Origin of the sequence: Oceanococcus atlanticus (assembly GCF_002088235.1) — a bacterium.
Taxonomy (GTDB): domain Bacteria; phylum Pseudomonadota; class Gammaproteobacteria; order Nevskiales; family Oceanococcaceae; genus Oceanococcus; species Oceanococcus atlanticus.
Map to the genome: position 1 here is coordinate 407,026 of NZ_AQQV01000002.1, position 25,502 is coordinate 432,527.

Annotated in this window: 15 protein-coding genes; 4 read left to right on the forward strand and 11 right to left on the reverse strand. The window is 60.6% G+C overall.

Annotated elements, in window-relative coordinates; all coding sequences use genetic code 11:
* Window positions 1-115 precede the first annotated feature (115 nt).
* From ATO7_RS09135 to ATO7_RS09150, 4 genes are read left to right on the forward strand one after another with little or no spacing between them, the layout of a single operon-like run.
* A complete protein-coding gene (locus tag ATO7_RS09135) occupies window positions 116-1,456 on the forward strand; it encodes a TolC family protein (RefSeq protein ID WP_083561371.1) in 1,341 nt (446 codons plus the stop codon).
* A 12-nt stretch (window positions 1,457-1,468) separates the two neighbouring features.
* Entirely contained in the window at window positions 1,469-3,793 is a 2,325-nt protein-coding gene (locus ATO7_RS09140) for an HlyD family secretion protein (protein WP_083561372.1), read from the forward strand.
* Window positions 3,781-5,262 carry a hypothetical protein gene (locus ATO7_RS09145; protein WP_083561374.1) on the forward strand — a complete coding sequence of 494 codons (1,482 nt, stop codon included), beginning with the start codon at window positions 3,781-3,783 and terminating at the stop codon, window positions 5,260-5,262. The genes ATO7_RS09140 and ATO7_RS09145 overlap by 13 nt, the downstream gene beginning before the upstream one ends.
* Complete coding sequence (locus tag ATO7_RS09150) at window positions 5,259-6,176, forward strand: sulfotransferase (protein ID WP_083561376.1); 918 nt, start codon at window positions 5,259-5,261, stop codon at window positions 6,174-6,176. Before ATO7_RS09145 ends, ATO7_RS09150 begins: the two co-directional genes overlap by 4 nt.
* Here the strand turns inward: ATO7_RS09150 and ATO7_RS17190 are convergent.
* The 11 genes from ATO7_RS17190 to ATO7_RS09205 form a co-directional block, all read right to left on the reverse strand.
* Window positions 6,158-6,979, reverse strand: coding sequence for a CatB-related O-acetyltransferase (locus ATO7_RS17190; protein ID WP_083561800.1), 822 nt, complete (start codon window positions 6,977-6,979; stop codon window positions 6,158-6,160). The two genes, ATO7_RS09150 and ATO7_RS17190, sit on opposite strands and share 19 nt — an antisense overlap.
* Window positions 6,980-7,030: 51 nt before the next feature.
* Window positions 7,031-8,950 carry an AMP-binding protein gene (locus ATO7_RS09160; RefSeq protein WP_146680252.1) on the reverse strand — a complete coding sequence of 640 codons (1,920 nt, stop codon included), beginning with the start codon at window positions 8,948-8,950 and terminating at the stop codon, window positions 7,031-7,033.
* Between the two features lie 93 nt (window positions 8,951-9,043).
* Window positions 9,044-11,725: a LuxR C-terminal-related transcriptional regulator gene (locus ATO7_RS09165; RefSeq protein ID WP_083561378.1), complete on the reverse strand. Its 2,682-nt coding sequence runs from the start codon at window positions 11,723-11,725 to the stop codon at window positions 9,044-9,046.
* A 203-nt stretch (window positions 11,726-11,928) separates the two neighbouring features.
* Window positions 11,929-12,930, reverse strand: a complete 1,002-nt coding sequence (locus ATO7_RS09170; protein WP_083561379.1) for a WD40/YVTN/BNR-like repeat-containing protein — start codon at window positions 12,928-12,930, stop codon at window positions 11,929-11,931.
* Between the two features lie 42 nt (window positions 12,931-12,972).
* Entirely contained in the window at window positions 12,973-15,453 is a 2,481-nt protein-coding gene (locus tag ATO7_RS09175) for a DUF1302 domain-containing protein (protein ID WP_083561380.1), read from the reverse strand.
* 85 nt (window positions 15,454-15,538) lie between these two features.
* Window positions 15,539-16,897, reverse strand: a complete 1,359-nt coding sequence (locus ATO7_RS09180; protein WP_083561802.1) for a DUF1329 domain-containing protein — start codon at window positions 16,895-16,897, stop codon at window positions 15,539-15,541.
* A 37-nt stretch (window positions 16,898-16,934) separates the two neighbouring features.
* Window positions 16,935-19,532: an efflux RND transporter permease subunit gene (locus ATO7_RS09185; RefSeq protein WP_206044859.1), complete on the reverse strand. Its 2,598-nt coding sequence runs from the start codon at window positions 19,530-19,532 to the stop codon at window positions 16,935-16,937.
* Window positions 19,533-19,748: 216 nt separating this feature from the next.
* Window positions 19,749-22,898 (reverse strand): efflux RND transporter permease subunit, encoded by a 3,150-nt coding sequence (locus ATO7_RS09190; protein WP_083561382.1) that lies wholly within the window; start codon window positions 22,896-22,898, stop codon window positions 19,749-19,751.
* A gap of 10 nt (window positions 22,899-22,908) precedes the next feature.
* Entirely contained in the window at window positions 22,909-23,820 is a 912-nt protein-coding gene (locus ATO7_RS09195; protein WP_083561384.1) for an efflux RND transporter periplasmic adaptor subunit, read from the reverse strand.
* Complete coding sequence (locus ATO7_RS09200; protein ID WP_083561386.1) at window positions 23,817-25,079, reverse strand: TolC family protein; 1,263 nt, start codon at window positions 25,077-25,079, stop codon at window positions 23,817-23,819. The genes ATO7_RS09195 and ATO7_RS09200 overlap by 4 nt, the downstream gene beginning before the upstream one ends.
* Window positions 25,080-25,137: 58 nt before the next feature.
* Window positions 25,138-25,365: a hypothetical protein gene (locus ATO7_RS09205; protein ID WP_146680253.1), complete on the reverse strand. Its 228-nt coding sequence runs from the start codon at window positions 25,363-25,365 to the stop codon at window positions 25,138-25,140.
* Between the last annotated feature and the right edge of the window lie 137 nt (window positions 25,366-25,502).

A 25,502-nucleotide genomic window follows, 5' to 3' on the forward strand; every position in this document is an offset into this window, starting at 1 on the left:
ATCTCCTAAACCTCACACAGCCCGGCCCGGATTCTGCCGAGCTGCAATAAACTGCACGCGCCGAACTCAACTGGATGAGATTGCTGCGCATGCCTCAAACCTCTGATTGCCGATCATGCTGATTCGATCGACGCACCTGTTTGCCCTGCCCCTGGTGCTGTGGGCCGGCCTCGCCTGTGCCAACCCGCCGGCGGGCCTGATTCAGGTTTTTGCCGCCGCCCTGGCGCATAACCCAGATCGCCAAGTGATGCTGGCCAACAGCACGGTACGCGATCATCAGCGTCGCGCAGCGCTGGGCGATCTGATGCCGGACATCAGCCTGAACGGCAGCTACGACTACCGCGACGAGGACATTGAAGGCGATTTTTACGCGCTCAATGACGTCGATTTTTCCGACGATTACGATCGCAACATGTTCGCCATTCAGCTGTCGCAGCCGCTTTACGAGCCGGCGCTGCTGGCCTCGCTGGACATGGCCACGCTGAATGTCGAGCGGGCGCGTCTTGAGCTAACCCATTTCGATGACGAACTGGTGCTGTCCGTGGCCCAGGCCTATTTCGGTGTGCTCGCCGGCGAGGATGCGGTGCGTCTGCGCGAGGCCGAAATCGCCAAGCTGACCCAGCAGCTGGATCAGGTGCGCGGTCTGGCCGAAGCCGGCCTGCAGCTGGAGGCCGAAGTGATGTCGGCCGAGGCCAGTCTGGCCATTGCCGAAGCCGGCTTGATCCGCGATCAAGGCCTGCTCGAAGCGGCCTTTGCCAAGCTCGATGCGGTGACCGGCCAGCGCTTTCGTGATCTGCGCAAGCTGCCGTCCGGCATGGTCATCAGCGAACCGGACCCGCCCACGATCGAACCATGGGTTGAACATGCGCGCAGCCAGAACCTGAGTGTTGTGCTGGCCCAGATTGATACCCAGCTGAGCCAGCTCGGGGCCAAGCGCGTACGCGGCACGCAGATGCCCAGCGTACGTCTGCTCGGCGGCGTGCACCGCCTGGATACAGATGGCGGCGCAGCCGGCGAGCGCACCGAACACGAAGCCCGCATCGGTGTGAACGTCAGCTGGTCACTGCCCAGCCTGGCCAGTCAGGGGCGCCTGGCCGCAGCCCGCGCCGATGAAGACCGCGCCAACGCGGCCTTGCTCAGCGCCCGAGCCGAGGCCGAGCATCAGGTCAAGCTGGCTTTCACCACCCTGCGCGCCGCCTACGCACAGGTTCCGGCCTACCAGAAAGCGGTCAAGGCGGCACGTGCTGCCGAACAAGCCATGGATGCGGGCTACCGCGCCGGCACACGGACCAACGACGACACGCTCAGTGCGATTGCCGCACGCTACGATGCCGAGCGCCGCTTCTCCAGCACGCGTTACGAGTACATGCTCGCCTCGCTGCGCCTGAGCGCGGCGGCAGGATTGCTCAGCAACGCCGCATTGGCGCCGTTTGATCGCCTGCTGAACAGCCGGTAAGGCGCGCACGACGTGTTTCAATCCGAGTTCGTGCTGTGCACTGCGCAAAGTGATGGGCGGCAGCATGGCCAGCAACTGCTCAGCGCAGGTGAAGCGCGCATTCGTGTGTCGACCGAGGACTGGGAAATTCTCCAGCTGTTCGACGGCACGCGCAGCATTGGCGAGGTCTGGCAACACGTCACCACGCAGCTGAAGCGACGCGTCAGCCGCGAGCATCTCAATCACTGGATCAGCGAACTGGGCTCGCGCGGGGTGCTCAAGGCCGGACGCCGTGAACCGATTCCGCCGCCCCGTCAGCGCGATGGCGGCTCGCTGCGACGCCCACCGATCAATGCGCGCGACTGGCCTTCCGATCTGGCCTACCCGCCGGCGTCGGTGCCCGGCTCGCTGGCGCAGCCGGGCGTGATGCCGTCCTTGCATGACATGTCGGCTGCCCCGACCCGCGGCATGGCCCTACCGGCGCCGCTGCTGCACCTGCTGATTGCCTTTGGCCGGGTGCTGGTGTGGCCGCTGCGCAACCGCTGGACACTCGCAGTGCTGGCGCTGATCACCACGGCCACAATTTGCTTTGCCTTTTCGCACCGCTATGACTGGCTCGGCCACAGCATCCTGACCGAGGCGCCGTGGCGCATCGTGCTGTCGATCACCCTGGCGGTGGGCATTCTCAATGTCGCCACCATGGCCGCGCGGGCGGGCGCCATCTACCGCTACGGCGGCACCCAGCCCAGCGTTCATGTCATCGTCGACAAAATGCTGCCGATACCGCGTCTGGCCGTGCACGGCGAGCGGCTAGTCGGACATTTGCAGCGCAGCCAGCGGCTGCGCGTGACCGCGGCCACGCCGGTCGGTTTGCTGGTGCTGCAAGCCCTGGCCGTGCTCGTGTGGGGTCTCAGCGCGAGCACTGCGCCGGTGCTCGCCAGCATGGCCACGGTGGTGACGACAGCGGCAACGATCTCGCTGCTTCTGCGCCTCAATCCGCTGATCACCCAGGACGGCTACTACCTGCTGTGTAACTACCTGGGCGTACTCGACCTGAAATATCAATCGCTGGGCGCCATCATCGGTGCGCGGCGTCCGTGGAACACCCAGAATCGCCCCCTGCCATTGCGCTGGCTGGCGGTTTACGGGGTCATTTCCATGGTCTTCTCATTCGGTTTACTCGCGGTCATCCTGTGGTTGATCGGGAGCTTTTTGGAAGCGCGCCATCAAGGCGCCGGCATTGCAGTCACGCTGGGGGCGTTCGGCTACTTTATGGTCAAGCAATATTCAAATCTTTCTCTCGACAGCAACACCATCGACAAGCCGCCACGCAAGATCTGGCGCCCCAGTCGAGGCCAGTGGATCGTTGCCGCGATCCTGCTGGTGGTGGCCTTGCTGCCCTATCCCTATTCACCCAGTGGCGAGGTCGAGGTTTTGCCCAAAGCACGGGCGGATGTCCGCGCGCTGACCGCCGGCGACATCCGCAGCGTGCTGGTCAGCGAAGGCGAGATGGTCGAGGCCGGGCAGACCATCGTGCGCCTGGACGACACCCTGGCTCGGGCGAGGGTCGATGCGGCGCGCGCCCAGCTGGCCAGTCTGGAATCGGAGCTTGCCCTGCTGCTGCGCGGCGCCAAGAACGAGGAAATCGAACTGGCCAAGCAACGCGTGGAAACCGCCGATGCCGCGCTCAAGCTGGCCAAGTCGCGCCTCAAGCGGGTTGAGCGTGCCTACCGTAGCGGCGGTGTCACCGCCCAGGAGTATGAACAGGCTGCCGGTTCTGCCGACGTGGCCCAGCAGGAATACCTGGAAGCGCGCCGCGGCCTGGAGCTGGTCGAAAGCCCGGCCGAGGATGAGCGCGTAGACAGTCTCAAGTCCAATATCGCTCAGGCCCAGGCCGAACTCGCCGCCGCCGAAAACGAACTCGACATGACCGAAGTGCGTGCCACCATTGATGGTCGCGTGGTCTCCTCCAGCCTGATCTTTGCCCGCGGTGATTACCTCGATCGCGGCGACGAAGTGGCCATCATCGAAGACACCGAAGGCTTGCTGGCCCGGGTCTACCTGCCGGAATCTTCGGTTGGCGTGATCGGCGCCGGCGCTGCGGTTAAAGCCAAACTGTGGGCCTACCCCGGGGCCAGCTTCAGCGGCGAGGTGACCGACATCGCCCCCAATGCGGAACAGGGCGAATACGGTCGCATCGTACGCATCCAGGTCGCGCTGGATGAAAGCGATGACCGCCTCAAGCCCGGACTCACCGGCAACGCCAAGATCCGTGCCGGCTGGCAACCGGTGTTCATCGTGTTCTCGCGCGCACTGGTCCGTTTCGTGATGGTGGAAATCTGGTCGTGGATTCCGTAACCAGCGCGCCCAAGCTTGGGCAGCCGCTGGGCGAAGCCGACTTCGACCTGACCTGCCTCAACGGTTTTGGCGACGGTCTGAACAGCTACGCGCACAGCGCGGCCTGGTTCAATGACAAGCTGTATGTCGGCACCACCCGCGGCAATCTGGCCGGCCTGCGCCTGGCGGGCCGGCGCAAAGGCATACAGCCCTGGCCAATCGAATGTCCGGCCGACATCTATGACCTTGATCGCCGCGCCCAGATCTGGGAATACACGGTGGAAACCGACACCTGGCAAATGGTGTTTCGCTCACCCACCGTGCACGGCAGTAACGGACGCGATGATGTGCCCAGCTACATCGGCCTGCGCGGCATGGCGGTCATTCAGACCGAGAACGATCCACATCCTTGTCTGTACGTCTCGGCCTGGTCACCACACACCGCTCATTCACCCGACATCCTGCGCAGCGAAGACGGCCGCCATTTCGCCCCGATCGCCCGCCCGCCATTCGGTCCGGCCGTGCGCACCTGCCGCACGCTCAAGCAGTTCAGCGGCCGGGTACACTTGAGCCCGACCGGTTCGGGCACCGCCAAAGGCTTCACCCAGGACCTCAGCTCCGAGGCCATCATCTACGCCAACCATGATCTGACCAGCAACGACTGGCAGGCGGCCAGTCCGGAAGGCTTCGGCAATCTGGACAACGCCACAGTGTTTGAAATGGCCAAGTTCGACGGCCATCTCTACGGCGGCACGGTCAACCCCAGTGCCGGCAGCGAATTGTGGAAAACCCGTGGGGGCGACAGCCTGCCCTACACCTGGGAGAAGGTCTACGATCGCGGCGCCGGTCGCGGCCAGCTCAACGAAGCCACCACGGCCCTGTGTGAGTTCAACGGTGCTCTGTACGCCGGCTGCGGCATCATCAATGGCGGTTATCACTACGCCGCCGGCATCGGCCCGGCCTCGGCCGAGCTGATCCGCGTGTGGCCCGACAACAGCTGGGATCTGATCGTCGGTGAGCCACGCATGACCGACCAGGGCCCCAAATATCCGTTGTCCGGCATCGGCCCCGGCTTCGACAGCATCTTCAACGGCTACATCTGGCGCATGTGCGTACACGATGGCTGGCTCTACGTGGGCACCTTCTCGTGGGCCAATCTGCTGCCCTACATCCTGATTCCGAGCTGGCCACCCGATGTACAAACCCTGATCGAGCATTGGGGCGAGGATGCACTGGTGCAGAACCATGGCGGCGCCGAGATCTGGCGCTCGGCTGATGGCATCAATTTCGAGCCGGTCACACGCAACGGCTTCGGCAACCATTTCAACTGGGGTTTTCGCAATCTGGTTTCGACCCCACACGGCCTGTTTATCACCACGGCCAACCCGTTCGGCCCCAAAGTCGCGGTCAAACGCCACGGCGAATGGGTCTATGAACCCAATCCGCGCGGCGGCTGCGAAGTGTGGCTGGGGCGCAAGCAAAACGCATGAACGAAACGTCCCCGATCTGGTTGCTGGGCGCCCCTTTCAGCGGCAGCGCCTGGGTGGCCGGCTGTCTGCATCAGCATCCCCAGCTCTACGCCCTGCCTCAGCTTGATCTGCTGCTGGCCGACACCATAGGCGACGCCCTCAAGGTCTTCGAGCTGGGTCAGGGCACCCACGGCCAGGGCTTGCGTCGCGCGGTCGCCTGGTTGATGTATCAGCGTCAGGATGATCAGGGGATTCGGCTGGCCAATGCATGGCTGGCCGAGCGCGCAGAGTGGAGCTGCAAACAGCTCATCGAGCTGTTTGCCCAGACCGTCGCGCCCCGCCGACTCGTCATCCCCGACGATGATGCCGCACTGAGGCCGGTCGCCTACCTGCGTATCCAGGCCATCAGCCCGCAACCGCAGATCCTGCATCTGACCCGCCATCCCTGGAGTCAGGGTGTGCTGTTGCATCAGTGGTCACGCGAGCACGTGTTCATACCGCTGGATTACAAGGACCACAGTTTCATTCCGCCACAGGTGGAACCGCAGCTGCCGTGGTTCGCCGCCAATCAGAACCTGTTGAACTGGCGCGCCCAGTGGCCGGCCGCTCAATCCGCCCAGCTGCGCAGTGAAGACTTCGAAAGCAATAACCACGAGGCTGCGGCGCGGCTGTGCCAGTGGCTCGATATTCAGGATGATCCTGCAGTGCTTGAGGCCATGCGTGATCCGCGCGACTGGGTGTTTGCCCAGCCGGGCCCGACGCTGGCGCCAGCCGGTCTTGATGCCGAAGCCCAGGCGCGCTTTTCAGACCGCACGCTGGCCCTGGCAGAACAACAACGGCTGGACACTGCGCTGCCATGGCGCGCCGACGGCCAGGGCTTTGCTGACGCCACCCTGGCCTTGGCCGAGGCGCTGGGTTACGCGCAGCGCGTGTGAGGCATACGGCGGGTGTGATAAAGCGGCCGCTCCAGCCGGCGGATATCGTAGCCACCCGCGCGAGCACGCAATTCGAAGGTGTCCGGCACCAACGGTTCCAGGGCACCGCTGGCCAGACAGTCCTCAAGGAATTCCAGGGTCGGCTCGACCTCTGAAAAATCGACCTGATCACGCCATGGCGCCAGATCGTAGTTCCACCATTGCAGCGCCAGCAGACGCTCCACGATGGCATCACTGAAACGCTGGCGCACGACCTTGGCCGGCGAGCCGACAACAATGGCAAACGGCGGGACATCACGGGTCACGATACTGCCCGCTCCAACCACTGCACCGTCACCGATGGTGACGCCACGCTTGATGAAAGCGCCAGCGCCGATATAGGCCTCATGCCCGACCACCGTGTCATTGACCTGCTGTGAGGCCCACGATTCGCCGGCGTCTGCGGTCGGTGCCAGGCGCGCGAAATCATCGAGCTCATACATCACCGGCACTTCATCGGGTCGGGTAAAGGCAAACGGGTGGCTGCTGAACCAGTCCATCGGATGTTCCGGGGGACCAATGATCGACGACTCGCCGATCTGCGAATACCGGCCCAGACGGGTGCGGTATACGCTGGTTTTGCCAGCCGCGTTGAAAAAGGTAAAAGCGCCGATCGAGCAATTTTTCAGGCGATGGGCGAAAACCCAGCCTGGCCGCTCAAAGCGCAAGGTACCCGCCAGTGCTGACGGATCGCGCACGATCAGACCGTGATCATGCAAGGATTGCGCATTGACCGAGCGAAGCCCTGCGGGCAGCGCGGTCATGATCGCGCTCCCGCGCACACACCCGCAGGGGAAACCACACTGGGTTCCGATTCAGGAAGACAACCAATTTGCGAGGACAACATTTTTGAACACCTCTGGTTTTCGGTTTCTGGTTTCCGCAAGAGCCTGAGGAATAATTTTTTTGTTCAGACTCAACCATCTCCCTGTGTTCATAATGAAAAAAACCGCGCCACTTGACTGTCGTACAGCTGTCACAGGCCTCGTCCGAAAACGGGCCGTTGCAATGTACGAAACATCTGACTTTTGCTGCGCCCGCTTCAGACAAAAAAAAACGCCCCTCGCCAATCGGCGAGAAGCGTTGTGGAAGGTTCGCCCGAGGTGGCTGCGCTGGATTAAGCCGCGCAATTCCCGGCGCAGAATTTTCCCCACCGGGCTTTTCGGCAATTCCGCCAGAAACTCCACTTGGCGCGGGACTTTGTAGGGCGTCAGATTGTCACGACAGTATGCAATCAACTGCTCCGCTTTAAGCGCATCCGAGCTGCGCACCACGAAAACCTTGACGGCTTCCCCCGTGCGTTCATCCGGCACCCCCACGCAGGCAGACTCAACCACAGCTTCATGGCTGGCGCAGACTGCTTCGATCTCGGCTGGATACACATTGAAACCTGAGACCAGAATCATGTCCTTCTTGCGGTCCACAATCTGGTAGCTGCCATTGGCATAGCGCACCGCGATATCGCCGGTCCGAAAATATCCATCATCGGTGAACACTTCGGCATTGGCATCCGGCCGATTCCAGTAACCCACCATCACCTGCGGGCCACGAACGCACAGTTCGCCCGGCTCACCATCGGCCACCGGGTTGTCCTGCTCATCCAGCAACACAATGTCCGTGGATGGCATGGCAAAACCAACCGTACCACTGTGGTTCCCGGCATCCGGCGCATTGAGCGTAACCAATGGAGAGGTCTCCGAAAGGCCATATCCCTCAACAATGCTTTTGCCGGTGACGGCCTGCCAACGTTGCGCCACCGCCGCCTGCACCGACGCCCCGCCACCTGCGGCCAGGCACAGCCTGCTGAAATCCACCTGATCAAAACCCGGGGTGTGCAGCAGGCCGTTGAACAGCGTATTGACGGCGCTGAACATGCTCACCGGGTAGCGCTTAAAGGTGTCAACCAGGGCTGGCAGATCGCGCGGATTGGGCACCAGCACATTGCATGCACCGTGATGCATCATGGCCAGCGCATTCACGGTTAGCGCGAAGATGTGATACAGCGGCAAAGCCGTGATGACAACGTGCTGATCCTGATCCGGCAAAGCGGCCATGCACGGCTCAATCCAGCCCAGCAATTGTTGCTGATTGGCCATGATGTTGCCGTGCGACAGCGTCGCCCCCTTGGACGGTCCTGTGGTGCCTCCGGTGTACTGCAAAAAGGCCACGTCATTCGGTACCACCGCAACCTCATCCAGGTCGCCTTCTACCGAAAGTGCATCGTTTAAGGCAATGCGTGCCTCACCGCCATAAAGCCCACTGGGCTTGACCGTTTCAGCCATTGGCGTCAACAGCACATTCTCCACCACTGTGTCGGGCAAGGCCTCATCCAGCGCAGCCAAGAACGGCTGCGCGATGATGATCGCCTTGGCGCCCGAATCCACCAGTTGATGCTTCAGCTCACGCGCGGTGTACAGCGGATTGACATTCACCACCACCAAACCGGCCCGCAGGATGCCAAGCACGCTGATGGGGTATGCGATCAGATTGGGCATCATGACCGCAACCCGATCGCCCTTGTTGAGCCGACACTCGCTGAGCAGATACACCGCCAGGCGTTCCGAAAGCTGCTCAAGCTCACGGTAGCTCAGGGTGTCCTCGGCACAGGCGAATGCGGTGCGATCCGCGTAGCGACGGCAATCCTGTAACAGGACATCAGCAACATTACCTTCGCTCGGGAACGTGATTTGATTGGGCACCCAGTCCGGGTACGTCTGTTCTAAGCTCACGCTCACTTGTTCTCTCTCCAGCACAATTCTGCAAGCTATTGCAGCATTGCCCCGGTTGGGTCACGCCTATCTATAGGTTGGTTTGCGTGGGGGAGAACCTCAGCGCAGCAGGCCCAGACGTTGCGCCTGAGCGATCGCACCAGCGCGATTGCGCGTGCCGAGTTTGTTGTAAATATTGTGCAGGTGCCACTTCAGCGTGCCTTCCGACACAAACAGCGCCTGAGCCAGCTTCTTGTTGTTCAGGCCACTGCTGGCCGCACGTTTGAGGATATCGATTTCACGCCGTGTGAGGGCTTCAACGGCGGTATCCACACTGGCCACGCCCTCCTCCTCATCAAGCAACCCAAGCACCTGAGCCAGCTCTCCAAGAATGCCATCGGCGGCGTCCTTTTCCACGCCTGCCGACCACGCCTGCTGGCGCACCTGCAACTGCTCGGCAATGAGCCCCCGGCCCAGCGCCCCGACATGCAACATGAAGCGGTAGCGCTGCTGCACCGCTGCCTCAGCCAGCAACTGACGGAAGCGACGCCCGGCGTCGTTGGCATCCCCGGCGGCATGCACGGCGATGGCCAGCAGAAAATCATATTCCGCTTTCATGCGCATCCGCCCGTCCTGGGCTGCGCATTTTGACATGGCCTTGAGGCGCTCCTGCGCCGCCGCATGCTTGCCACACAAAAGATCCTGATGAGCTCGGATCAGATCGGCACAGTTGTCACGATCGCGGGTAAACGCATCTTTGGGGTAATCCAGCAGCTGTCGCGCCTGAATCACCGCATCTGCGGCCAGCTGATCATCGGCATGCAGATAACGCAGCACGCGTCGCGTGGCCAGCTGTGTGGTCAGACGAGGCAAGCCGAACGACAAACCCAGCGACTCGCCGTCAGACAGGCTGGAAACGGCCAACTCCAGATTGCCATCCTCTGCGGCCAGATACGACTGGGTCAAATAGGCAAAATACAGCGAGTCGACCATGCCCTGGTCGAGAATGGCATGCAGGCCGCTGTCGATGTGGGCGCGCGCCGCCGACAGGTCACCGGCTTCGTAAGCGAGATAGGCCAGCATGCAGTTGCTCATGCCGGAGGGCGGCGAATGCTCGCCCAAGGCCTGCGACATCTCCTCAAGGCCACGCTGCCCGGCCAGGCGAGCGGCCGCGAAATCACCACGTTTGATCAGCACGGCGATCCGGATATTGTGCACCCAGGACAGCGAGTAATCGGCGCCGCAGCGGCGAAAACGTTCCTCGGCCTGTTCCAGAGGCGGCAAAGACTGATCAAGCAAATTCGAGTTGCGTGCAGCAGGCGACAAGGTCGACAGCACTTGCCCACGCTCTGCATCGCTGGCATCGGGATAGCGATCCAGCCATTGCCGAATCTCGTCGATCTGATCCTGTGCGCGGTCCATGATCGCGGCAATCACGAAGTTGTGCATCTTGAGCTGACGCTCAAGATCTTGCGCGCGAGCCGCAGGCAGGTCGGGCAGCAGCGTTTGCAGCCGCAACAACACCGCCTCGGCCTCGGGCATCTTGCGCGAGAACCCCAGGGCCCAGGATTGATGCAGCAACAACTCGGGGTAGCGATTCAGGACCTCATCAGGCAAAGCCTGAGTCCAGGCCAGAAATGATTCGAACTCCGCGCTGCTACGGACCACCTCGTCGGCACATTCGAGCATGCGCTGGGCCATGAAGTCCCATTCACCGGCCCGACGGGCGCATTCGATGGCTTCATGGATACGCCCTTGCGACCAACACCACTCGGCCGTGCGGCTGATGAGATCTTGATACAGCGTCTGATTCTCCAACTTCAAACGCCGCCGCATGAAGTCCGCACACAACGCATGAAAACGGAATTCGCCGGTGTTGATATCCACACGCTGCAGAAACAGATTGGCATCCAGTATTCGTTGCAGCATACGCCCGACCTCGTCGGGCTCCGTCACCAGATGGCGCAGTAAGTCTGCGTTGAACTGTTCGGGCACGGCAGCGCGCAGAAGAAAAGCCTGCAACTCCTCATCCAGGCTGGTGAACAACACCTCGCCCAGGTAATCCGTTAGTTCACTGGATGCGCCTACGAAATCCTCGATGACCGTGCCGGTCTGCCCGCGCGCATTCACGCCCATGGCGTAAAGGCTCAGTGCAGCAGGCCAACCTTCGGTCTTGCGCGCCAATGCAAGCAGCGCCGTATCCGGTAACTCAATGTCGAAACGCTGACTCAACAGCTCACGAATCTCGCCCGCATTGAATTGCAGATCCTTGATTCCGAACTCCACAATCTTGCCGGCCAAGCGGTAGCGAGACAACGCGAACTGGCGAATGTCGCGGCTGCCCAGCACCAGCGTCAGATTGGCGGGCCGATGTTCAATGAGCAGCGCGACAATATTGCGCCCGGCTGCAGTCGAGAGATTTTCCAAGTCATCCAGGAAAAGGAAAATACGCCGCCCTACAGCCTCGATCTCGTAGGCCAGACTGGCCATGACCGGTTCGATCAGATAGGAGGTTGCGGTCCGCAGGTGGCTTTCCGTCTGCGAACAATCGATGGCCGGCAATTGCTCACGCAGCGCCTGCAACAAATCCAGCAACAAGGCTTTGGGATCACGGTGCTTGTCGCGCAATGCCAACCAGCAGCATTCCTGCTCCCTGGCTTGCAGATGATCTTGCCACAAGGCCATGGCGGTGGACTTGCCATAACCTGCTGGTGCCAGAAATGCCGCCAGCCCGACCTGCCCACTGCAGACAGAGTCCGGCACCCCCAGACGTGAACGTTCAATTTCACTTTCCGGGCGCATTGGGTTCTGCCGAATGAGTGTCGGGCGTGCACCACCCGACTCAACGCTGTTTCCTATGGCAGCGTTCTCCACATGCTGTCTCCTCGTCACCAGTCCTGGCGATAGCACTTTGCCGTGCAGCACGGGACTCTAGCGCAGTTTGAAGCGGAGAAACAGCAGGCGGCGCCAACCCAGACCAGCGCCTGGGTTGGCCGTGCAAGGTGCTACTGCTGACTGACCGAGGCAAGATCCTCGGCAGGCAACGGCATCACATGGATGCCTCGGTCACCGGCCAGATAGACCTGTCCGTCACGCACCACCGCGGCATTCAACGAGCCGGTGTTGGAGGATTCCGGGTCATATACGCGGATCTGGGTCATTCGCCCCGGAGCATCCAGTACCCACATGCTGCGGTTCAGGCCGGTGATCAGCATACGCTTGGAGCTAACCGGCGTGATGCTGGTTAGGCCGAGCAGCGTGTCCGACTCGATCCGCCGCCAGTCGGCCACACCAAGCTCATTGGTGACATAGGCATTGCCACGCATACCAACGGCCAGCACACCCTTTTCACCCAGCGCTTGCACATCGTAGAACGAGCCGTCATAGGGTGAATCCAGCTGCACCCATTGCCCCTCTTCATCGGTCGCGAAGATGCTGCCCATCTCACCAACCATCAGATAGCGACCGCTCGGCGCCCTGGTGATCGCATACAGATGCACGGCCGCATCGGCCACCGCCGGTGCGTCAACCGCTGTCCAGGTCTTGCCACCGTCCGTGGTGCCCAGGAATGTGCCGAAAGCGCCGATGGCGTAGCCACGCTGGGCGTTCTCGAAATACACGTCAAGCAAAGGCCCCAGACCGTCCGGGTCAAAATGCTGCAGTTCCCAACTCGCCCCACCATCGGTGGTGTGCAGAATGGACGCATCGTGACCGACCGCCCAGCCCTGCTTTTCGTCAGCGAAACTGACGGCCGTCAGCAAACGATTGACCGGAGCAACAATCTGCTCCCAACGCTCACCATCCTGCGAGCGCAGGATATGCCCGCGCACGCCCACCGCAATCAAACCATTGCCGGTGTCGGTGACGTCCAGCAACAGGCTGTCCCGGGCCATCGGATAGACCTCGGCATCCTGCGGGTTCATCGGCGATTCGGCAATGCTTGCCGAGGCCAGCAGAAATGCCAGCGCGCCACTGAATGAACGCACACTCTTGTGATTCCACATCATGAAAGCCACTCCACGTTGTGAGTTTTCGACACAACGCCCACCTTAGAACTGATACTTGAAGAAGAAGCCAAGATTATCCCGATCACGCCACACGTTATGGCGCCCGGCGCCGGTGAACATGTTGTACGAAACCGTGAACGAATAGCCTTGGTCATGACGCGTTTCCAGCAACAGATTGAGCGCCATGCGACCTTCTACAAAGTTTGCAGCCGGCCCCGGCGAGTTGCCTTCGATGTCATGCTGCCAGATGAACAGCGGCTGAACGCTGATGCCCGGCAGGACGGATTCATAGCTGATGCGGCCCACCACACGATAACCCCATGCGAAATCATCAGCGAATGCGCTGCGCGATTCCTGGGTCGGGTTGAAACGCAAACCATCGGCACCGAAACTGCAGGTCGGGTTGCTTGAGCACGCCAGTTGCGAGCCATCAGCACCAGTCCCGTCGGCACCGGCACTGGCGTGTGTCACCGCGGTGTAGGGCCCTTCGATCTGTAGCTGACTGAACTTCGGCATGTTCAACACATGCGTGGCTGCCAACTCGTAGAGCAAAATGATCTGGTCGGCGCCAATCCAGTTTTCTGACGAACCCAGTACGCGGGTTGCACCCAGGTTGTACTGGTTAACCTTGCCCTCGATCCAGCCTTGAATGTAGCTGTTGGGGTCGGTTTCGCCGATGGTGTTCTGGCGGTACGGCTCGATGAAACTGGGGAACGAACGCGCTGAACCCGGCGGTGAACCAACGATCAGATTGATCGTATCGGGGTACGGATTGTTGCCCTCGGCATCGACGAAGTCGCTGCTGTCGTAGGTGATCATGTTGCCCTGCGCATCATAGCCACGCCCCGCCGTGGTACCAGCACAACCCAGACTGGCGTCATGACAACGGGTCAGAGTCGGTGCCAGACCGGCAAACACCAGATCGACCAGTGCAACCTGCAGCGGCAACTTCGGACGGTGCGAGATCTCGCCCTGGAAGGAGTACTCACCAAACGTGGTGTTGAAGCTGAAGCCGAACATCTTCAGATCTTCGGGATATTCCAGCTGAAGCTTGAGCGAATCCAGCGCCAAGGTATCCGAGTACGGCTGATTCGGGTTGTAGACCAGCAGGCTGGCCAATGCGGCTGGTGCGGAAAGCAGTGAATCCAGACCAATGTCATTAACCAGAATGCCCGGATTCTGCAGGGCCAGCGTGGTCAATTGAGCCAACAGAGCCGGTTGTGCTTCCGGACGAGACACCGGCAGGTTGTCGCAGGCCTGTAGCAGGGTCAGCGTGTTGTGCGCATCAATGCCCAAATCATTGCCTTCACGACGTGCGCAGCTGGCATTGGCAGCGAACACGCTGGCATACGGCAACTTGGAGTGATAGTTCATGAAGTACAGACCGAACTCGGTACCGTTGTTCAGATCGTAGAAGTACTTCTTCAGTGCCACACCATACTGGCCACTGTCCCGCGCCTTGTTGGCCGGGAGCAATTCAGCGGTCGGCGTGGTTGGCGTGATCAACGTCAGCGGATTATCGAGGAAGGTTGAAGCCCCTTCAGGATCTTCATGGCCACCGAAAGTGGCGTTGACATGGTCGACCAGGTTGTCGGTGCCCACGTCAATAAATGACATGAAGGTCCCTGGCGTTGGGATTTCAATCGGCTCCCACTCGTACTGGTAATAAGCTTCGACATCAATGCCGCCGAGGGTCTGGGTGCTGAGCCGGAACATACCCACCGGCACGAACAGCTCTTCAAGCAAACCAAAACCAAGACGGAAAAGACTGTTGGCGTTAACCGGCTGAGCCTGGTTCACGCTGTTGACCACTGCGACCGTGCTCTGGCCCCAGTTCACGGTCTGCTTGCCCACACGGAACAGAACGTTGTTAAGCCCCGGCAGATCAACTTCACCGAAGAAATTGAGGTCGAGGATGTCGTAGCGCAATGCAGCCTGTTCGGCGCTGCGCTGATCACGGTCGTTACGCACCACGGCGCCCGGACCATGAACCTGGGAGAAATAGCGGTTGGAGGTTTGCGGGTCGTCACGCACCCCCGTAGTGGCGGCGTTCTCCGGCGTCACCCGGTTCGGGTGATATTCCTCGAAATCGTAGTTGACGTAATCGTAGATGCCGATACCACGGGCAAAAATCCCGAAATTGCCCCACTCGATCTTGAGGTCGTTACTGATCTTCAGCGGCGCCTGGGTGATATCCCACTTGTTGTAGTTGAGATTACCGTCGTCCAGGTTGACCGAAGCCTGCCCCGGTGCCTGAGCCAAACGCTCGGCCGGGTGTGTTTGACTACGATGCAGGCCCTGACAGAACTGAAAGGCGCCCGAACACAGGTCGGGGTCCAGATTCAGCTTGCCGATGAGGTCTTTTTCCGGCTCTTCGATACGCCAGCTGTAACCAAAAGTTGCCGTGTTGTTGAGCACCCCTGAAAAGGTCTCGCCGAACATCGACAGATTGAATTCAATTGCACTTGCACCGAACGGCATCCCCGCCATGGCTAGTGCGATAACACGCCACGTCTTGCCCATATTGTTATCTCCTGATCCACTCCCCGCACCTTAAAAAACCCCGACCTGCATCTCGCTGGATGAAGGTCGGGGAGTCTTGGGGGATTTATTTCGATGCCTTCTTCTGAACCGTGTTGGGTTCGAAATGGCTATCAGTGAAGCTCACCGTCTGGTCGTACGGCTGGTCCTCGTTCATCATCGCGGTGGTGAAGTAGCGCCCGCTGTTGAAGTGGTAGATCACTTCCGGCGAGGTGCTTGCGGCCAGCACGTTGTGGTTGAACACCAGGTGACCTTCCTGGAACTGCATGATCTTGCCTTCGTGGTCATAGTTGTCGATGGCCACAACATTCCAGGAATCTTCGTCCAGGTAGATCGTGCGCTTGGCGAAGGTATGACGCTGATCTTCCTTGTTCACCGACTCCACCACCCATACGCGATGCAGCTCGTAACGCGGTAGCTCCGGGTTCACGTGGTTCGGCGATGCGATGTCTTCGTAGGTGGTCGGCGGCTTGCCAATCTTGTACGAGTTGTACGGAATGTAGACTTCACGCTTACCGATCAGCTTCCAGCTGAAACGCTCAAGTACACCGTTGTAGAGGTCAACCTGGTCATAGAACTGGTGACCATCGGTGCCCTCATAAGGGTTATCACAGCACACCGCCGGTGCGCGACGAATACGCTTGAGCACCGGGGCATACAACCAGGCCGCACGCCCTTCGGCGCCAAAACCGGCTTTTTCATGCACCAGAATGTAGGTACCCGCAACGCGCGGTGGTGCCACGGTGGCCGACAGGTAACGCAGGAAGTCCACACCAGGCTTCAGCTCTGGCGGGTTTTCCAGTTCCAGATTGGCGTAGTAGAACTTCACGTCCTCGACAATCTTGGTGACTTTGAAACGACCGTCCTGCTGAACAATCATCTGGTTGTTGTAACGAATCAGCTCATTGCCGCGCCATTTGGTGCGGTGATTCCAGATCGGCTCAGCACCGGATTTCGGAATCGGAAACGGAAAGCCCAGATATGCGCCACGCGGGTTATCAACCCCTTCCAGCTCGGCACGGGTCGCGTTCTTGATGGTTTCCTGCTGAATACGCTCCGGCAGATTCACATTACGCACGGTCGGATACACCTTCATTTTGTAGGTGTCCGGGTAACGGCGCATCAGTTCCTTGTGGCCTTCGGTCAGGCTGGCTTCGTACTCACCAACGTTCTGAGCGTTGATGGTGAACAGCGGCTGCTGCGCTTCAATCTTGGGGTCACTGGGGAACTCACCCTTGAGCGCGCCGCGTTGCTCAGCCGGCGTCCATTCCGGAATCGTACCCGCAGCATTGCCGGCACGCTCTGCGCCCACCGGGGTCAGCTCTTTGCCCAGCTTGGCCGCTTCTTCCGGCGACACTTTGGCCAGGGCAGGATATGCGGTGACCAGGCAGGCCGCCGTGGTCAATGTCAGCATTCTCAGCTTCATTTCAATCTCCTCGAGGTTTAATGAACAGTCGGCCGGATCAGGCAGGCACAGGCTGTGCTGCGCTGTCACCATCCGCATTTTTCGGGCCGCGCAGCAGGAAGGCAGCAAAGGCCGGCAGCATCAGCACCGCAGCCACGGCATTGGCCAGGAACATGATGGTCAGCAAGATGCCCATGTCGATCTGGAACTGCAGCCCGGAGAAAAACCAGGTGCAGACACTGGCCGACAATGTTGCCGCGGTGATCACCACGGCCTTACCGGTCTGATTGAGGGTGTCGCGATAGGCTTCGCGCAAGGCCATGCCTTTGTTGCGTACGTTCTCCTCAAGCACGGAATAGATGTAAATGCCGTAGTCCACACCGATGCCCGCAGCAAATGCAGCCACCGCCAGATTGGACACTTTCACGCCGATTTCCAGATACACCATCACGGCGTAAGACAGAATCGAAACCAACCACAGCGGCACCAGCACGCAGACCAAGCCGGTGAAACTGCGGAAGGTCAGGAAAATACACAGGCCGATACCCAGGAACAGCCAGCCCAGCACGGTGGGTTCGGTTTCCCGGATGACATCGTTGGCCGCAGCCATCACGCCAACGTTACCGGTGGCCAGGGCAAATTTCACCGGCGCATTTTCAGGCTGGGCATCCATGAACTCATTGGCTGCAGCAATGATGCGGTCAATGGTTTCTGCTTTGTGGTCCTCGGAGTACACGAAGATCGGGATCGCACTGCAATCTTCGTTGAGCAGGCCCGTGGAACTGGGGAACGGCTGCACGGTAACAACCAGTGCACCGGACTGACGCGGCAGCACATGCCATTTGGGGTTGTTCTCGTTGTAGGCGTTGTAAACCGCCCGCGAGGTCTTGGCCAGCGACATGGTCGACTGCACGCCGTCGACGTTTTCCATGTGCCAGGCAAAATCGTCGATGCGGCTCATCACATTGTGGTCGATACAACCGTCAGCCTCGGACTGAGCGATGATTTTGACCACATCCACACCGATGGCAAAAGCATTGGTGATGGTGCGTGAATCCTCGTTGTAACGGGAGTCCGGGCGCAGCTCCGGCACACCTTCATGCAGTTCGCCGATCTTCAAATCCTGCGACACGTGATCGGCCCACAGATACAGGGCAACGGCGCCCACCAGCACCACACCCGCAACCGGCTTCAGGGTGATGACGGAGAGGCTGCGCCACATCGGGTCGAGCATCTTGTCGCGACGGTGCTGATGATCGCGGAATTTCTTCGGGTCCTTGAGCGGCGCGAACGACAGCAGACATGGCAGCAGGACTTTCTTACACAGCACGATGGCAACCAGACCGAACATGGCATTGATGGCCATTTCCTGAATGATGCCGATCGGAATCAACAAGATGGTGCCAAAACCGATGAAATTGGTGGCCAGTGCCGAAATGCCTGGAATCACCAGACGCCGATAGGTGGCACGCGACGCGGCAAAGCTGTCGAGCCCATGGTCGGCCACTTCGTTCAGCCAGAAATTGGTGATCTGGATGCCGTGCGAGGTACTGATGGCAAGCACGATAAATGGCATCAGAATCGCAAACGGGTCAAGCCCGAAGCCGAACAGATGCAACATGCCCAGTTCCCACACCACGGCCAGCACACCACAGGCCAGCGGCAAGAAGCCCACCGCCAGCGAGCCGCAGTACCAGGACAGCAGCAGCCAGACCAGAATCAGGGTCAGACCGAAGAAGCCAAACACCTCGATCGCGCTGTCCGCAATATCTCCCACCGCCTTGGCAAAACCGATGATGGCGATGTCGATATTCGGGTTGTAATCCGGGTTTTCGACTTCGCGCACCTCGACCTGACGCTGCTTCACCGTCAACGGCTCGGCATCCGGGTCGTCGGTCTCATATTCAAAGCTGGTGAAGCGACTGAACAGCCCACGGGTGTCCAGATATTGGGTCTTGACCACGGTACCGGCCGACAACGGACCGAGGTCGTCTTTCAGGACGTACTCGAATTTGGTCGGCGAGATAAAGCGATGGCGCACCTGCTCCAGCTTGTGCGCGGTGTCCAGGTAGTCAAGGCGCTCGCCCGTGATGGGGTCGCGTTCGACCAGCTCGGACACCACCATGGCGGCACTCTGGTCGTTGGCGACCAGCCGCCCCATGACATCCGAACGGGCCACATTGGAACGCACGCGGTCGAGCATTTCCGGGGTTGGCCGGAAGTTTGACGGCACAACGTTGCCGCCCTGGAAGCCGGATTCGACGACTTCCATATAACGCACGTTCGGCGTGAACAATGAACTGACGCGTGAGCGGTCCATGCCTTCGGTGTAGTACACCGCACGGGTGGCCTGCTCCAGCGTTTGCATGAAGTCTGCGGTGTAGATGTCTTCGCCGCTTTTCTGACTGACCGCCAGCAAGACGATATTGGCCCCGCCAAACTCGCGTTGGTATTGCTGATACACGCTCATGTAGGGGTGGCCCAGCGGCAACTGCTTTTCGAAGCCGGTGTCCATCCGCAACTTGGAAGCGTGATAACCGAAAAATGCCGTCAGCGCGGTCAACACCAGCAAGGTGATCCAACGCTTGTTGAAAATAAGTGGCTCGGTGTAGCGCACAAACAGTTGTGCCGCCTTGCTATGCGAGTCTCCGTGCACCGCTTTCCTCCGCTTGCCGCCTTTCGGCGTGTCCCTGTTTCTTTATCACCCGCCTTATCGAAAACGACAGGGGGCATTCATACGGCTAGAGTAGCGGTGAAGGCGCAATCGCAACGCCTATCGAAAGTTGGGTTTTCCCCAACCACAAAAGAAACACAATTTCTTTCGCCCTTTGCAGGCGAAAAACGGGGCCGGCGGGAACCGGCCCCGCCGCTGCTAGCGCTGCCCCGCCGCTTGAGCGAACAGGCGATAAAGCGCCGGCAACACCACTAGAGTAAGCACGGTGGACGACACGATCCCACCGATCACAACCGTGGCAAGCGGCCGCTGCACCTCCGCCCCTATACCCACGTTCAGGGCCATGGGCACAAAACCAAGGGACGCAACCAAAGCGGTCATCAGTACCGGCCTGAGACGAATCAGGGCACCTTGGGTAATCGCCTCGTCCAGCGCTTCACCCCGCTTCAAGCGCTCGCGGATGAATGAGACCATCACCACACCATTGAGGACGGCGACGCCGGACAGCGCGATGAAACCGACCGCCGCCGAGATCGACAACGGCAAACCACGCAACAGCAAGGCGGCGATGCCACCGGTTAGCGCCAAAGGTACGCCCGAAAATACGATCAAGGCATCGCGCAGGCTGCCAAATGCGGCGTAAAGAATGGCCATGATCAGCAGCAGTGTCAGCGGCACGATCAGGCTCAGGCGCCGCGCCGCTGAAACCAGCTGCTCGAAACTGCCGCCAAAGCTCAACCAGTATCCCGGCGGCAATTCGATCTGCTCACGCACCGCGGCACGCGCCGAGCTGACAAAGCGCGACAAATCCTCGCCGCGGACGTTGGCACTGACCACCACACGGCGCTTGCCGTTCTCACGACTGATCTGATTCGGCCCCACGATATGCTCGATCTCGGCCACAGCGCCCAGCGGGACATGCCGAGGCGGCGTATGCGCAACACCCAGCGCGTCAGCCTCACCGGCGACACGCCGCTCACTCTGCGGCAGCGGCACGGGCAAATCACGCAAGGCCTGAATGTTGTCACGCAAGGTGTCGGGTAAGCGCACCAGCAGGTCAAAGCGATGATCACCTTCATACACCTGCCCGGCCACCTCACCGCCCAGCGCAATCCGCACGCTGTCCTGAACGGCCACAACGTCCAGACCGTAACGAGCCAGTGCATCACGCTTGGGCACCACCTGAATCATCGGTAAACCGCCGAGTTGCTCACTGCGTACATCTTCAGCGCCGGGCAGCTCAGCCACCACGGTTTCGATGCGCGCAGCCAACTGCGCCAAGGTGTCCAGATCGTCGCCGTAAACCTTGATAGCCACGTCCGCCCGCACACCCGCGATCAGCTCATTGAAACGCATCTCGATCGGCTGGGTGATCTCATAGTTGCTGCCCGGCACCTTGTGCGCCAACGCCGACAGCTCATCAAGCAGCCGCTGCTTGGGCTTGTCCGGATCAGGCCATTCAGCACGCGGTTTCAGCATCAAGAAGGTGTCGGCCAGCCCCGGCGGCATCGGATCATTGGCCACCTCGCCGGTACCCACTTTGGAGAACACCTGATCGACCTCGGGCAGGCTGAGCATCTCGCGCTCAAGCACCTGCTGGATCTCGATTGACTGATTCAAACCGGTGCCCGGAATACGCAGGGCGTGCATGGCCACGTCGTGCTCATCCAGGGTAGGAATAAATTCCGCCCCCATGCGCGTCGCCGCCCAGGCGCTGAGCAAGACCAGCGCCAATGCGCCGGCAACGCACAGGTAGCGCCAGCGCAGCGCCCACGCCAGTACCGGGCGATACAACGCTTGCAGACCACGCACCATGCGAGGTTCACGCTCTACAACCCGCCCACGCATGAACAAGGCCAGCGCCGCCGGCACAAACGTCAGCGACAACAGCATCGCCGCCAGCAAGGCCATGACCACGGTCAAAGCCATGGGATGAAACATCTTGCCTTCCACGCCACCAAGCGCAAACACGGGCAGGTACACCACCAGAATGATGGTCAGGGCAAACATGCTTGGCCTGATCACTTCCGAGGTGGCCTGCCGGACCACCCTGAGACGCTGGGCCAAAGGCAGAGCCTGGCCGGCGGCCTGCTGCGCCTGCGCCAGCCGACGCAAGCTGTTCTCCACGATGATGACAGCACCATCAACGATCAGGCCGAAATCCAGCGCGCCTAGACTCATCAGATTGCCCGATGTCCGGGTCGCTACCATCCCGCTTATCGTCATCAGCATGGACAACGGTATGACCAGGGCCGTGATCAGGGCCGCACGCAGATTGCCCAACATCGCAAACAGCACGGCCACCACCAGCAAAGCCCCTTCAATCAGGTTCTTTTCCACCGTGGCGATGGTCTTGTCGACCAGGTTCATCCGGTTGTAAACCGGATTAAGGATGACACCCTGCGGCAGCGACGCTTCAATTTCGCTCAGGCGTTCAGCCACAGCAGCGGCCACCTTGCGGCTGTTAGCCCCAATCAGCATAAACGTGGTGCCCAGCACCACCTCTTCACCATTGCGGGTTGCGGCGCCGCTGCGTAAATGTTGCGAAATGGCCACTTCGGCCAGTTCCCCAAGCCGAATGGGCACACCTTCACGCTTGGCCACCACGATGTTGCGAATATCCTCAAGCCCGCCCAGTTGCCCCGGCGAGCGGATCAGATACTGAACCCCATGACGTTCTATGAAGCCCGCACCGGTGTTGCTGTTGTTACGGGCCAGCGCCGCAAGTACGTCGTGGTGGCTGAGGTCATAGGCAAGCAGGCGATGAGGCCATGGCGCCACCAGATAGGTCTTTTCCTCGCCGCCGGTGGTGTTGACCTCAACGACACCGGGGGTTTGACGCAATTGTGGCCGGACAATCCAGTCCTGAACGGTACGCAGGTCGCTGGGCGACCATGCCGCATCGTCAGCAGCACCGACGGTGTACATGAAGATCTCGCCCAGACCGGTGGCAATAGGACCAAGCGATGGCGACGCTGCATCGGGCAGCTCAGTCACCACCGAGGCCAGACGCTCGCTTACCAGCTGACGTGCAAAATACACATCGGTGCCATCCTCGAACACCACGGTCACCTGCGACAAGCCGTAGCGTGACAACGATCGTGTGTAATCGAGACGGGGAATCCCGGCCATCGCCGTTTCCACGGCAAAGGTCACCCGCTGCTCCACTTCCAGCGGTGAAAAACCCGGCAACGCCGTATTGATCTGGACCTGAACATTGGTGATGTCAGGCACCGCATCAATAGCCAGTCGCTGTGCGTTATAAAAACCCAAGGCTGCAACAACCGCCACCGCAAACAACACCAGCACGCGGTTCGCAATGGCGAACCGCACGATTGAATCAAGCATCGTGGTCTCCTCAGTGGTGGTGCGCGGCGCCGGATTTTTCGATATCCGCCTTGATCAGGTAGCTGTTGCCGCTGACATAACGTGCACCGGCCTGCAGACCATCAAGTACGGCCACCTGATCGGCATCACGCGCGCCCAACACAACAGGACGCGCCACAAATTCATCACCGCTTTGCTCGAACACCACAGCCCGGCCATCCAGTTGCTGGACCGCAGATTGCTGCACAAGCAGCGGATAGGACTGCTGCGACACAATCACCTCGCCACTGACGTACTGTCCGGGGCGCAACTGCCCTTCCCGGTTGTCGACCACGACCCGGGCACGCACTGACTGCGCAATATGAATGGCCAGCGGCGACAGCTGCTCGATAACACCCTGACCCAGCGCGTCGTCATGCAGGCCACGAATATTGACCCGCTGACCAACCCGCACCGCATCAAGATCGTGGTCGAACACATCAAACTCGATCCACAGACTCGACAGATCGGCAATCACGAACAAAGGCTCATCGCCAGTGATCTCACCGACCAGCGCTTCACGGCGAACGATCCAGCCACCAATGGGGGCTCGCAGGTCGTAACTCTGCAAACTGTCGTTGCTCTGTATCCGGGCCAGCACCTGGCCCTTGCTGACCTGGCTCCACAGCGCCGCGTCAACAGCTTCGATCAAACCGGCAAAGCGCGGGCGCACTCGTGATACCCGCGATGGATCAACATGCACGCGTCCACTCAGCACGCGGGTGACATCGAGAACGCCCGGGCCAGCTACCGCCATCCGCAGGCCCATCGCATCGATCATCGCCTCATCAATGTGTGAGGCTGCTTGTTCGTCATGCTCGTGCTCGCCACTGGCCATAGCTACGGGCATCACACCCGCCACGAGAAGCAACGCCGAGCACCACTTGAATAGAGACTGCATCATGATGCCGCTCCCTGAATAAGGGCCTGACCCAGCACACGCTCGAGCTCGATCCAGGCTTGATGAAAGTCTTTGACGATGCGGAGCTTGCGCTGCTCCAGACGCAACAACTCACGCTGCGCACTGGTCATCTCAAGCACGCTGTAGCGCCCGTCCCGATAGCCTTTCATCGTGGTGTCGAGCAGCGCCTGCGCCTGCGGCTGTAGCTGATCGCGCACGGCGTAGAACTCATCTCTCAGACTGTCGAGCTGGGCACCCGCCATGGCGGTCTTTGCACCCAGGTCGAGAACGCTGGCCTGGCCGGCCCAACCCGCCGCGTCCAGATCCTGACGCAAAGCCGCCTGCAGCGGTTGACTGCGTCGCGCAGCGCCCAGGGCAATACCAAAACCCGCCAGCAGCGCAGCATCACCACTGTCTCGGTCGTGACGCACACCCAGCGACCATTGCAGATCGGGGTTGGCCTGAGCCACCTCATGCTGCAAACGCGCCTCGGCCTGTGCATAACCGGCATGTGCGGCTGCCACCAACGGCGCCTGTTCGGCCTGGGCCCGCAGATCAGCAGGCGCCGGAGGATGCGGCAAGGCAGACCAATTCATTGCGGCATGGGTGGGCTGCCATTGCGTATCACCGCTGGCCATGGCCAGGGCACGACGCGCACCATCGCGTAGCGTTTGCATCTGTACTTGCTGTTGTGAGGCATCCAGCAGGGCCAGGCGGGCCCTCTGCACATCCGCTTGTGACGCGGCGCCCAGTTGGCGCCGACGCTGGGTCGCTTGCAGCGCAGTGTCAGCCAAGGACACCGCTTTGTCAGCCAACGCTTGGCGCGCCTCATACCAGGCCCATTCAACATACTGCGATGCGGCGTTGGCGAGTACGTCGCGACGCCTTTGGTCCAGCTCAAGCGCCAGCACCTCGGTTTGACTCAAAACCTGTGCGTGACGCAAGTCCGGCTTGCCGGGCCACTCCAGAACACCGCCCAGGCTCAGGCTCGTTTCCAGACGGGCCGCATCAGCAAATTCGCCGCCACCGGCAACATTTTCAAACTCCAGCGTCACCGTTTTGGGCGGGCTGAACCTGGCCGCCTGATGGCGCGGATCGCGACTCAGGCGCAGCGCTTCGATCTGGCGCAAGCTCGGGTGTTGGGCCTGCGTGCGCTCAAGCACGCTGGCCAGGGATACCTCTGCGGCAGACGCACTCGGCGCAACCACAGCCAGGAGCGACGGCAACAATAGTGCGCCGCCCCGAATCAGGGGAATAAACATGAAACTCTCCCAAAAACAATCTGAACGGCGTCTGACGACGCCACGACGGGGGGAGAATTCAGCTGATCGGAGGCCTCAAAAACGACTCGCCACGATCAACCGGAGCCATGATTTGACGCGGCACCACGGCATAGCCGATCAACGCAGGCCAGCCCAACTCCAGCGCGGAAACCAGGGCCACACCGCAACCGCAAATGTGCAGATGATGCTGGTGCTCTGCATCATCGCCTGTGACGTGCTCGTCAGCCGCAGCACTCACGCTGAGCAGATGATCACACCTCTTCATGGGCGCTCTGCCCTGCGGGCTCGGTGTGCACCACAAGCTCGGGAACACCCGCCCAGGCGCGACTCCAGGCCACCAGCAAAAGCAGGGCGACGGTCACGCATGGACGAGTACGGTGGAGGTGCATGGCAGAAATAGTA